The following is an 11,524-nucleotide window of genomic DNA, read 5'->3' as shown; positions in this document are numbered from 1 at the left end:
CACACCCCTTCGCGGACAGGCTTCTGATCAGGCCAACAAGGTGGGCCGGGCCGACGCCGGCAATCCACGAGGACAAGTCGACGCCACGGCACACCAACTGACAGCGGCCAGATCTTGCATGAGTCACCCATAGATCACCAACGTCGAACCCTACCGATACCAACCTCCCGGAACCGGCCCACCTATAGAAGCGTCGGCGAGTGCAGGCTTGGGGTGGTGGCAGAGGAGTGTCCGGGCGGCCTGTTCGCGCCAGTTCGCCGGAGTGGCGGGGACGTGCGCCAGGTCGGGGAAGTTGCTACATCACACCCGCCCCGACCACACCACTTCCCCGAAGTAGCGGGACGCCGCCAGCGCCAGCCGCAGAAAGCCCATCACCAGGTCGGGCGGGATCGGTGGGGGCGAACACGCCAGTTCGCCGAAGTGGCGGGCATGTGCACCAGAGCGGGGAAGTTGCCACATCACGGCCGCCCTGACCACACCACTTCGCCGAAGTGGCGGGACGCCGCCAGCGCCAGATGGGAAGCGCACGGCAAGGCAGGGCGGGATCGGGTGTGGGGCGAACACGCAGTTCGCCGGAGTGGCGGGGACGTGCGCCAGGTCGGGGAAGTTGCTACATCACGGCCGCCCTGACTGCGCCACTTCGCCGAAGTGGCGGTGGCAGAAGTCGCACGGCGGGGGCGGCCGGAGGCCGCCCCCGCCGAGCCGTGCCGCCTCGCTCAGCCCGGGTTGGGGCGGTTGTCGGTGAAGTTGCCCACCTGGGCACCCGTGGATGAGTTGTCGCTCGTGGAGCCACCGGCCGGGGTGCTCAGGCCACCCGTACCGGCGTCACCGGTCGTCGTGGGCGCCACCTTGCCCGGGTGCTTCTCGGGCTGGCGGGCCACCCGGCGCACACTGGCCGGGCCCGCGGTGCCACCGGTCGTGGTCACCGCGCCCTGACCCCGGGTCGGTCCGCCGTCGCGCAGCACCGTCGGGTCGACGGGTACGTCCGCCGGGTCGTCCGGGTCGAGTTCCTGCCGCATCCGCTCCACGTCGGTCTGCGGCACTGTGACCTCGTCCAGCGCGCCCTCGCCGTACACGCCTCCGGCGACCCGCTGCTCGGCCCGCCGGGCGGCGTCCTGCCGCATGTCGTCCTCACGCACGTCAACCACCTCGCAGCTCTCTCGGGGTATCGGTGTTGCGTGCCCGAGGGTGGGTGGCTGAAACCGGGGCCGGCACCGGGATGACCGGTGTCCACCGAGGTGTCCGGTTCCGGCCGCGAGCCGCGCGTGGCAGCCATCGGATGGCGACCGGCGGTTACCTTGTCTCCGGCGAGGGGTAGACCCAGGGTGCCCCCGCCACAGAGCGCGAACCGTGCCGTGGCCGACCTGCGGTAGCGGGGCGAGGGTATGCAGGTACGACTCATCAAATCCTGAGGAGGACCAGATGAGCACGCAGGCTGCATCCACCAGGCCGGCCAACCGGCCGATGTCCGACGTTCAGAACCGGTCGAACATGCAGGACACGTCGACCCGGCAGATGCCGTCGATGCACGACGGCCACCGGGAGAACATGCCGTCCCCGGGTACGGAGACGAAGCAGGCGTTCCTGACCACCGAGTTCTGGGTGTACGCAGCCGCGGTCGCGGTCGTGGCGATCGCCGCGTTCTGGAAGGGCACCACCGCCAACGGCCTGAACATCAACAACCCGAACCAGGCCTGGTGGTACCTGACCGCGCTGACCGGCGCGTACCTGGTCAGCCGGGGCCTGTCGAAGGCGGGCAGCGCGCGCCGCTCCGGCGAGGAGCGTCGAGGCCGGCGCTGACGCGCGCCGAGTCACGCGTACGGCGACGCCCCCGGGATCCGTCCCGGGGGCGTCGTCGCGTCTGCTTACTCCTCGCCGAAGTCCCCGAAGTCGTCGCCGCCGCCGTCGAACGCGTCGTCGAGCATCTCACCGGCGATCATGCCGCCGGCGACGCCCAGCGCGGCGCCCGCGACCACGCCGCCCATGCCCGGGCCGCGCCGCCCGTGACCGGCGTATCCGTGCTGGCCCGGGTAGCCGTGGCCGCCGTGCGGCATGCCGAAACCCTGGGCCCGCAGGCTGCCGTAGCGGCCCGTGGTCTCCCGCAGCCAGCCGTCGACGACCTGCACCCAGTCGGTACGGGCGGCGTCGCTGTGCGGGACCGAGTACCGCCCGACGACGTCGTGCCCGGCGCTGAGGAAGCCGCCGCGCTTGTCGCACTCCAGGATCACCTCGACGCCCTGCTGGCTGGTCACGAACGTCAGCTCGACCTCGGTGACCGTCTGCGCGTACTGCGGCGCGGCGAAGAACTCGATCTCCTGGTAGAACGGCAGCGTCTGCGGCACGCCGTAGATGTGGCCCCGCTCCAGGTCGGCGTGCTTGAACCGGAAGCCGAGCGCCTGGAACGCCTCCAGGATCCGCTCGTGGATCGGCAGCGGGTGCACCGACACCTGGTCCAGGTCGGACTTGTCGACCGCGCGGGCCACCGCCAGCTCGGTACGCAGCCCCATGGTCATGCCGTGCAGGCGCCGGCCGTACACGTCGGTGATCGGGGTCTCCCACGGCACCGGCATCTGGAACGGGATGGAGAGCTGCTGCTTCGGGGCCAGCTCGAAGGCGCCGCTGACCGGCATCCGGTGGAACTCCATCACGCCGGCGTACTCGTGGTCGCCGCTCTCGATCTCGACCCGGGTCACCAGACCGATGTTGATCTGCTCGATGCGGGCCGCCGCGTCGCCGCCGACCAGGTTCACGTGCCCGTCCAGGGTCAGGCCCGGCCGGGTGTTCGGGTTGCTGAGCACCGTGTCGACGGTCGGGCCGCCGACGCCGAACGCGCTCAACATCTTCTTGAAGACCATCGGTCACTCCCGTGCAACTGCGCTCCGACATGGACCGTCGGGCACTTCGTCAGGGCACCCTAGACGGCGGGGCTGAGAACTGTCTGTGAGGCACGCCGTGGTCTCAGTCGGCCCGGACCACCACCAGCTCGCCGACCTGCTCACCGAGCTGCCGGCGGGCCTCCGGCGGCAGTCCGCCGTCGGTGATCAGCACGTCGGCCTCCTCCAGCGGAGCGATGGTGGCGATGCCGATGGTCTCCCACTTGGTGTGGTCGGCCAGCACCACGAGACGGCGGGCGGAGCCGATCAGCCGCCGGTTCACCGCCGCCTCCAGCAGGTTGGGCGTGGTGAATCCGGTACGCGGGCTCATCCCGTGCACGCCGAGGAAGAGCAGGTCGACGTTGAGCGCGGCGATGGCGGCCTCGGCGACCGGGCCGGTCAGCGCGTCCGACGGGGTGCGGATGCCCCCGGTCAGCACCACCGTCTGGTCGGCGCGGGGGTTCTGGTAGAGCGCGTCGGCCACCGGGATGGAGTTGGTGACCACTGTGAGCCCGCGTACCTCGGCCAGCCGGGCGGCCAGCGCGGCGGTGGTGGTGCCGGCGGAGAGCGCGACGGCCATGCCCGGTTCGACCAGCCCGGCGGCGCGCTCCACGATGGCCCGTTTCTCGGCCTGCTGGCGCACCGACTTGGCGGCGAATCCGGGCTCCTCGGTGGAGCCGGGTCCGGCGAGCGTCGCACCGCCGTGCACCTTGTCGATCAGGCCGCGGTCGGCGAGCACCTCCAGGTCGCGGCGGATCGTCATGTCGGACACCCCGAAGCGGCTGACCAGGTGACTGACCCGGACGCCGCCGCGTTGGCGGATCAACTCCAGGATGGCGCTCTGCCGTTGCTGGGCGAGCATGGGAACCTCCTCGGCGCGGACGGCAGGGTACCGGTCAGGCGGTCGCGGGCACCGGCGCGGGCTCCTCGCGGACCACCGCCACCTCACCCGCCGGCACCTCCAGGGTGCCGTCGCACCTGACGCCGCCGAGCAGCTCGACGCCGCTGACCGCCAGCCGGGCCGGTTCGGTGGTGTGGTTGACCACGAACAGCCAGCTCCGGTCCGCCGAGCGGCGGCGGACCACCTCCACCCCGGCCGGCGCGTCGACCGGCGGGCGCACGCCGGTCTCGGCGAGCAGCCGGGCCACCAGCCGGTCGGTGGCGTCGTCGTCGAGCCGGGTGCCGACGTACCAGGCGGCGCCCGCGCCGACCGCGTTGCGGGTCAGCGCCGGCACGCCGGGCAGCGGCCCGTCGGTGTACGCGGCGAGCACCTCGGCGCCCTCGGCGTGCAGCCACTCGGTCCACACGTCGGCGCGGGCGCCGTCGTCGAGGCGTACCGTCTCGCCCTCCCGCAGCGGGAAGAACTCCTCGACACGTACGCCGAGCAGGTCGCGGAACGCGCCGGGGTAGCCGCCGAGCCGGATGTGGTCGTGCTCGTCGACGATGCCGCTGAAGTAGGTGACCGCGGCGGTGCCGCCGGCCTCCACGAACCGGCGCAGCGCGTCGGCGTCGGCGTCGCGGACGAGGTAGAGCGTCGGCGCGAGGACGAGCCGGTAGCGGGACAGGTCGGCCGACGGGTGCACCACGTCGGCGGTGACCCCGGCCCGCCAGAGCGCGGCGTGCAGCGCGGCCAACCGGTCGGTGTACGTGACGTCGACGCTCGGGTGGGAGTCGAGTTCGGCGCCCCACCAGGCCTCGTAGTCGAACAGGATCGCCACGTCGGCGTCGACGCGGCTGCCCCGTACCTCGGCGAGCGCGCGCAGGTCGGCGCCGAGCCGGCAGACCTCGCGGAACACCTTGGTGTCCGGCCCGGCGTGCGGCACCAGCGCGGAGTGGAACTTCTCCGCGCCGGCCCGGGAGGCCCGCCACTGGAAGAACAGCACGCCGTCGGCGCCGCGCGCGACGTGGGCGAGGCTGTTGCGGCGCATCTGGCCGGGCGTCTTGGCCACGTTGCGGGGCTGCCAGTTGACCGCGCTGGTGGAGTGCTCCATCAGCAGCCACGGCGCGCCACCGGCGACGCCCCGGGTGTGGTCGGCCGCGAGGGCCAGGTTGACCTGCGGCTGCGGGTCGGCGGCGGTGAGGTAGTGGTCGTTGGCGACCACGTCCACGTCGGAGGCCCAGGAGTGGTAGTCCAGGTGCTTGATGCCGGTGCCGATCATGAAGTTCGTGGTGACCGGCTGCGGGACGAGCCGGTTCAGCAGCTCCCGTTCGGCGCGCAGCTGCGCGCGCTGCTCGTCGGAGGAGAACCGCAGGAAGTCCAGTTGCTGGGTCGGGTTGGCGAACGTCGGGGCGGTACGCGGCGGGTTGACCTCGGCCCAGTCGTGGTAGCGCTGGCTCCAGAACGCGGTGCCCCAGGCCGCGTTGAGCGAGTCCAGGTCGCCGTAGCGCTCGCGCAGCCAGCCGCGGAACGCCTCGGCGCTGACGTCGCAGTAGCAGTGCACGTTGTGGCAGCCGAGTTCGTTGGAGACGTGCCAGAGCACGACGGCGGGGTGGCGCGCGTACCGGCGGGCGACGGCCTCGACCAGGGCGAGCGAGTGGTCCCGGAACACCGGCGAGCTGGGGCAGTACGCCTGCCGGCCGCCGGGCCACAGCACCGTGCCGTCGGCCCGGCGGGGCAGCGTCTCCGGGTGCCGGTGCGCCAGCCACGGCGGCGGGCTGGCGGTGGCGGTGGCCAGGTCGACGCTGATGCCGCCGTCGTGCAGCAGGTCGATCGCCCGGTCGAGCCAGTCGAAGACGTACCGCTCGGGGGTGGGCTGCAGCAGGGCCCAGGAGAAGATGCCGACCGAGACCAGGTTGACCCCGGCGCGTCGCATGAGTTCGACGTCCTCGGCCCACGTCTGCTCGGGCCACTGCTCCGGGTTGTAGTCCGCGCCGTACCAGATGCCCTCGCCGTGCCAGTTCCGCATGACAGCAGAGGTTGCCCCCGAACAGCACCCAAGTCAACACTTTCCAACATCGACTGACGTTCCAACGTTTACCGGCTCTTTGCCCTGCCTCACCGCCACAGGCGTCGCCTTTTTGCCCTCTTGACAGCGCCGTGCCAAGGGGTAGCTTCAAGCGCCACCGGCTGTTTGTGTTCGGACGTGTGGATTCTCGGTGGATCTGCCGCGGCCGACACGCACACCGCTCACCGCCAGCTATCACGGTCCATGAGCGCACGCACCTCTTCCACGCAGGAGGCACCATGTCCCGTCCCCGCTCGCAAGCCGAATACCTCGCCCGGCTCGTACCCCCGTCCGTCGCCGGCCTGAACCGGCGCTCGCTGCTCGCCGGCGCGGCCGGCGCGGGGGCGCTGCTCGGCACCGGTCTGCTCGCCGGCTGCGGCGACTCCGACTCCGGTTCCGGCGGCGACGCCAAGAGCGTCTCGCTCGGCTCGAACCAGTCGGACCCGAAGCCCAAGGACGTCGTCGCGAAGGTGATGGACGGCTTCAAGACGTCCTCCGGGGTGGCCGTCAACATCAACACGGTCGACCACAACACCTTCCAGGAGAACATCAACAACTACCTGCAGGGCAAGCCGGACGACGTGTTCACCTGGTTCGCCGGGTACCGGATGCGCTTCTTCGCCGCCAAGGGCCTGGCCGGCGACCTCAGCGACGTGTGGGGCAAGCTCGACGGCTACTCCGACGCGTTCAAGAAGGCGTCCACGGGCGACGACGGCAAGCAGTACTTCGTGCCGGCGTCGTACTACCCGTGGGCGGTCTTCTACCGCAAGTCGGTGTGGCAGCAACGCGGCTACGAGGTGCCCAAGACGCTCGACGACCTCAACACGCTCGGCACGCAGATGAAGAAGGACGGCCTGGTCCCGATCGCGTTCGCGGACAAGGACGGCTGGCCGGCGATGGGCACGTTCGACATCCTCAACCTGCGCATCAACGGCTACCAGTTCCACATCGACCTGATGGCCGGCAAGGAGGCGTGGACCTCCGACAAGGTGAAGAAGGTCTTCGACACCTGGGCCGGGCTGCTTCCCCTGCACCAGCCGGACTCGCTCGGCCGCACCTGGCAGGAGGCGGCCCAGTCGTTGCAGCAGAAGAAGAGCGGCATGTACCTGCTCGGTCTGTTCGTCGGCCAGCAGTTCAGCGGCGCCGACCTGGAGGACCTGGACTTCTTCACGTTCCCCGAGGTCGACTCCACGATCGGCGCGAAGGCGCTGGACGCACCGATCGACGGCTACATGATGGCCCGCAAGCCGAAGTCCAAGGACGCGGCGCAGAAGCTGCTGACGTACCTGGGCTCGAAGGAGGCGGCGGACATCACCGTCAAGAACGACCCGAGCACGCTGGTCGCGAACAGCGGCGCGGACACCGGCGCCTACACCGCGCTGCAGAAGAAGGCCGCCGAGCTGGTCGGCTCCGCCACCGAGATCGCCCAGTTCCTCGACCGGGACACCCGGCCGGACTTCGCCTCCACCGTGATCATCCCGGCGCTCCAGCAGTTCATCAAGGACCCGAAGGACATCAGCGGACTGCTCACCAGCATCGAGAACCAGAAGAAGTCGATCTTCACCAGCTGACGGCGGAAGGGGGAAGGACATCATGTCCGACCTGCCCCTGATCCAAGCGGATCGCGCCGTGCCGCCGCCGGCCGCGACCACCACGAACGGTGGTCGCGGTCGCCGGCTACGGCTCCTGTCCCGCACCGACCGCGTGGTGATCACGCTGATGGTGCTGGTACCCCTGCTGCTCGTCACCGGCCTGGTCTGGCTGCCTGCGGTGGCGACGGTGCTGCTCTCCGGCACGAACTGGGACGGCATCGGCCCGATCGGCGAGATCGAGTGGGTCGGGGTCAAGAACTACGACGACGTGGTGAACATCTACCCGCCGTTCGTCCCCGCCGTGCAGAACAACCTGCTATGGCTGGCCGCGCTGTTCGTGGTGGCCACCCCGATCGGCATGTTCCTCGCCGTGCTGCTGGACAAGGAACTGCGCGGCAGCCGCTTCTACCAGACCGCGCTCTACCTGCCGGTGGTGCTGTCGCTGGCGCTCATCGGCTTCATCTGGCAGCTCATCTACAGCCGCGACCAGGGCCTGCTCAACGGCGTGTTCGGCGGCGAGACCGACTGGTACGGCGACCCGAACGTCAACATCTGGGCCGTGCTGGTGGCGGCCGGCTGGCGGCACGTCGGCTACATCATGCTGCTCTACCTGGCCGGCCTCAAGGGCGTCGACCCGTCGCTGCGCGAGGCCGCCGCGGTCGACGGATCGTCCGAGACCAGCACGTTCTTCCGGGTCGTCTTCCCGGTGATGCGCCCGATCAACATCATCGTGCTGGTGGTGACCGTGATCGAGTCGCTGCGCGCGTTCGACCTGGTCTGGGTCATCAACAAGGGCCGCAACGGGCTGGAGCTGATCTCCGCGCTGGTCACCCAGAACGTGGTGGGCGAGGCCAGCCGGATCGGCTTCGGCTCCGCGCTGGCGACGATCATGCTGGCCGTGTCGCTGGTCTTCATCACCATCTACCTCTGGACCGTGATGCGGGAGGACAAGCGATGACCGCCGTCTCCGCCGGCCGCCGCCGCCCCGTGCGGCCCGCCCGGGTCGTCCTGCACCTGTTCCTGGGTACGGTCGCCGTGGGCTGGCTGTTCCCCATCCTCTGGGCGGTGCTCACGTCGTTCCGCTCCTACGAGTACACGGCCGCCAACGGTTACGTGTCGCTCGGCGGCTGGACGATCGACAACTACGTCACCGCCTGGCGTACCGCCGAGTTCGGCAAGCACTTCCTCAACTCGGCGTACATCACCGTTCCGGCGGTGCTGCTCACGCTGTTCCTCGCCTCCTGCGTGGCGTTCGTGATCGCCCGGTTCAGCTGGAAGCTCAACATCGCGCTGCTCGGCCTGTTCACGGCCGCGAACCTGCTGCCGCAGCAGGCGCTGCTCATCCCGCTGTTCCGGATGTTCACCGAGATCCCGCTGCCGGCCTGGATGAGCGACTCGGAGTTGCTCTACGACAGCTACTGGGGGCTGATCCTGGTCAACGTCGCGTTCCAGTGCGGCTTCTGCGTGTTCGTGCTCAGCAACTACATGAAGGCGCTGCCGCACGAGCTGTACGAGGCCGCGATGGTCGACGGGGCGAACGTGTGGCGGCAGTACTGGCAGGTGACGATGCCACTGTGCCGCCCCGCGCTCGCCGCGCTGGCCACGCTGGAGGTGACCTGGATCTACAACGAGTTCTTCTGGGCCACAGTGCTCATGCGGACCGGCGACAAGTTCCCGGTCACCAGCTCGCTGAACAACCTGCGCGGCGAGTTCTTCACCGACAACAACCTGGTCTCGGCCGGTTCGGTGCTGGTCGCGATCCCCACCCTGGTGATCTTCTTCCTGCTCCAGAAGCAGTTCGTCCGGGGTCTGACGCTGGGAGCCTCCAAGGGATGACGATCGTCCACCTACGCCGCGCGCGGACCAGCCTGGTGCTCGACGCACGCGGCCCGGGGCTGCCCCGGGTCGTGCACTGGGGCGCCGACCTCGGCCCACTGCCCGACCGGGACCTGCCCGCGCTCGTCGACGCCACCGTGCCACCCGTCGTGCCGAGCAGCTTCGACGCGCCAACAGTGCTGTCGCTGCTGCCCGAGGCGAGCGCCGGGTGGAGCGGGCGGCCCGGTCTCGCCGGTCACCGCGACGGCCGGGACTGGTCCACCGCGTTCCGCCTGGCCGACCTCGACGTGCGCGACGCGCGGCCCCCGCACGGCGACGCGGCGGGCACGCCCGCTCCGGGCGGCGTGGCCGGAGGCGGGGACGCGGTGCGCGTACCCGATGAGGAGCGGAACCGCGACGGGGCCGGCGCCGCACGGGTGACGGTGCGGGCGGCGGACCCGGGCGCGGGGTTGAGCCTGACCGTCGAGATCACGCTGGACGCGGCGGGGGTGCTGACGCTGCGGCACCGGCTGCGCAACGACGGCGACGGCCGGTACGAGGTGCGGGAGCTGACGCCGGTGCTGCCGGTGCCGGCGGTCGCCACCGAACTGCTCGACCTGACCGGCCGGTGGTGCCGGGAGCGCGCGCCGCAGCGGCATCCGTGGCCGATGGGCGCGTGGGTACGCGAGGGACGGCACGGCCGCACCGGCCACGACGCCACGTTGCTGCTGGTCGCGGGCACGACCGGGTTCGGTTTCCGGCACGGCGAGGTGTGGGCGGTGCACACCGCGTGGAGCGGCGACCACGTCACGGCCGCCGAGCGCCGCCCGACCGGCGAGTCCACACTCGGCGGCGGTGAGCTGCTCACACCCGGTGAGATCGTGCTGGGGCCGGGCGACGAGTACGCGACTCCCCTGCTGTACGCGGCGCACTCGGCCGACGGGCTGGACGGGCTCAGCGACGCCCTGCACACGCACCTGCGGGCCCGCCCGTCGCACCCGCGCACGCCACGGCCGGTGACGCTGAACGTGTGGGAGGCGGTCTACTTCGACCACGACCTGAATCGGTTGCGGGCGCTCGCCGACGCGGCCGCCGAGGTCGGCGTGGAACGCTTCGTGCTCGACGACGGCTGGTTCCGCGGCCGGCGGCACGACCAGGCCGGGCTCGGTGACTGGTGGGTCGACGGCGAGGTCTGGCCGGACGGGTTGCAGCCGCTGATCGACCACGTACGCGGGCACGGCCTGCAGTTCGGGCTCTGGGTGGAACCGGAGATGGTCAACCCCGACTCCGACCTGTTCCGCGCCCACCCCGACTGGCTGCTCCAGGCGCCGGGCCGGCTGCCGCCGCCGTGGCGGCACCAGCAGGTGCTCGACCTGGCCCACCCCGACGCGTACGCGTACCTGCTCGAACGGCTCGACGCGGTGCTGGGCGAACACGACGGGATCGCGTACCTGAAGTGGGACCACAACCGCGACCTCACCGAGGCCGGGCACGCCGGACGGCCCGGGGTGCACGCACAGACGCTCGCGGTCTACCGGCTGCTGGACGAGCTGCGTGCCCGGCACCCGCACGTCGAGATCGAGAGCTGCTCCTCCGGCGGCGCGCGGGTCGACCTGGAGATCCTGCGGCGTACCGACCGGGTCTGGGCCAGCGACTGCAACGACGCGCTGGAACGGCTGTCCATCCAGCGCTGGACCGGACTGCTGCTGCCGCCCGAACTGATCGGCACGCACATCGGGCCGGAGCGCTCGCACACCACGCGCCGCGTACACGACCTGGGGTTCCGCGCGGTCACCGCACTGTTCGGCCACCACGGCATCGAGTGGGACATCACCGCGATCGACGCCACCGAGCGGGCCGAACTCACCGCCTGGGTGGCGCTGCACAAGCGGCTGCGCCCGCTGCTGCACACCGGCCGGGTGGTCCGGGTCGACCACCCGGACCCGGCCGTGCAGGCCCACGGCGTGGTCGCCCACGACCGCTCGCACGCGGTGTACGCGGTCAGCCGGGTGGCCACCTCGGTGGTACAGGTGCCGGGCGCGGTCCGGCTGCCGGGGCTGGACCCGGAGCTGCGCTACCTCGTGCGCCCGCCCGCCGGGGTGCCGGAGCCGGCGCTGCTGGAGATGTCGCCGCCGGGCTGGCTGGCCTGGCCCGGTGACGGCATCACGGTGAGCGGTTCGGTGCTGGGGTCGGTCGGCGTCCAGCTACCCGCCCTGCACCCCGAACAGGCCCTCCTCCTGGAGGTCACCGTCGTTGGCTGAGAGACGCCGACAGCGGTGATCGGCCCGTTCAACCGCGG

Annotated in this window: 9 protein-coding genes; 5 read left to right on the top strand and 4 right to left on the bottom strand. The window is 71.1% G+C overall.

The features are described from left to right. Positions 1 to 716 precede the first annotated feature (716 nt). The gene (locus M8C11_RS18145) at positions 717 to 1,139 is read right to left on the bottom strand and encodes a hypothetical protein (RefSeq protein WP_162959127.1); all 423 of its coding nucleotides are present in this window, start codon (positions 1,137 to 1,139) and stop codon (positions 717 to 719) included. 283 nt (positions 1,140 to 1,422) lie between these two features. On the opposite strand from M8C11_RS18145, the gene M8C11_RS18140 reads away from it, so the two are divergent. After that, positions 1,423 to 1,800, top strand: coding sequence for a hypothetical protein (locus M8C11_RS18140; protein ID WP_091427728.1), 378 nt, complete (start codon positions 1,423 to 1,425; stop codon positions 1,798 to 1,800). A 65-nt stretch (positions 1,801 to 1,865) separates the two neighbouring features. On the opposite strand, the gene M8C11_RS18135 is transcribed toward M8C11_RS18140, so the two are convergent. The 3 genes from M8C11_RS18135 to M8C11_RS18125 all read right to left on the bottom strand — a co-directional run bounded on the left by M8C11_RS18135 (position 1,866) and on the right by M8C11_RS18125 (position 5,779). Next, a complete protein-coding gene (locus M8C11_RS18135) occupies positions 1,866 to 2,855 on the bottom strand; it encodes a sporulation protein (RefSeq protein WP_252451087.1) in 990 nt (329 codons plus the stop codon). A 103-nt stretch (positions 2,856 to 2,958) separates the two neighbouring features. Continuing rightward, entirely contained in the window at positions 2,959 to 3,735 is a 777-nt protein-coding gene (locus M8C11_RS18130) for a DeoR/GlpR family DNA-binding transcription regulator (RefSeq protein WP_120570918.1), read from the bottom strand. A gap of 34 nt (positions 3,736 to 3,769) precedes the next feature. After that, a complete protein-coding gene (locus tag M8C11_RS18125) occupies positions 3,770 to 5,779 on the bottom strand; it encodes a beta-galactosidase (protein ID WP_252451086.1) in 2,010 nt (669 codons plus the stop codon). A 278-nt stretch (positions 5,780 to 6,057) separates the two neighbouring features. Between M8C11_RS18125 and M8C11_RS18120 the strand changes: the two genes are divergently transcribed. From M8C11_RS18120 to M8C11_RS18105, 4 genes are read left to right on the top strand one after another with little or no spacing between them, the layout of a single operon-like run. Next, a complete protein-coding gene (locus M8C11_RS18120; protein ID WP_252451084.1) occupies positions 6,058 to 7,389 on the top strand; it encodes an ABC transporter substrate-binding protein in 1,332 nt (443 codons plus the stop codon). A gap of 22 nt (positions 7,390 to 7,411) precedes the next feature. Continuing rightward, on the top strand, positions 7,412 to 8,368 hold the full coding sequence (locus tag M8C11_RS18115) for a carbohydrate ABC transporter permease (RefSeq protein ID WP_121686305.1): 957 nt from the start codon (positions 7,412 to 7,414) through the stop codon (positions 8,366 to 8,368). Next, on the top strand, positions 8,365 to 9,246 hold the full coding sequence (locus M8C11_RS18110) for a carbohydrate ABC transporter permease (protein WP_047894230.1): 882 nt from the start codon (positions 8,365 to 8,367) through the stop codon (positions 9,244 to 9,246). The genes M8C11_RS18115 and M8C11_RS18110 overlap by 4 nt, the downstream gene beginning before the upstream one ends. Beyond that, on the top strand, positions 9,243 to 11,486 hold the full coding sequence (locus M8C11_RS18105) for an alpha-galactosidase (RefSeq protein ID WP_252451082.1): 2,244 nt from the start codon (positions 9,243 to 9,245) through the stop codon (positions 11,484 to 11,486). The genes M8C11_RS18110 and M8C11_RS18105 overlap by 4 nt, the downstream gene beginning before the upstream one ends. Positions 11,487 to 11,524 lie beyond the last annotated feature (38 nt).

The organism is Micromonospora sp. CPM1, from assembly GCF_023896895.1.
Classification (GTDB): Bacteria; Actinomycetota; Actinomycetes; order Mycobacteriales; family Micromonosporaceae; genus Micromonospora; species Micromonospora tulbaghiae.
The sequence above is the reverse complement of the archived record's forward strand: the minus strand, read 5'-3'. Positions and strand labels throughout refer to the sequence as shown.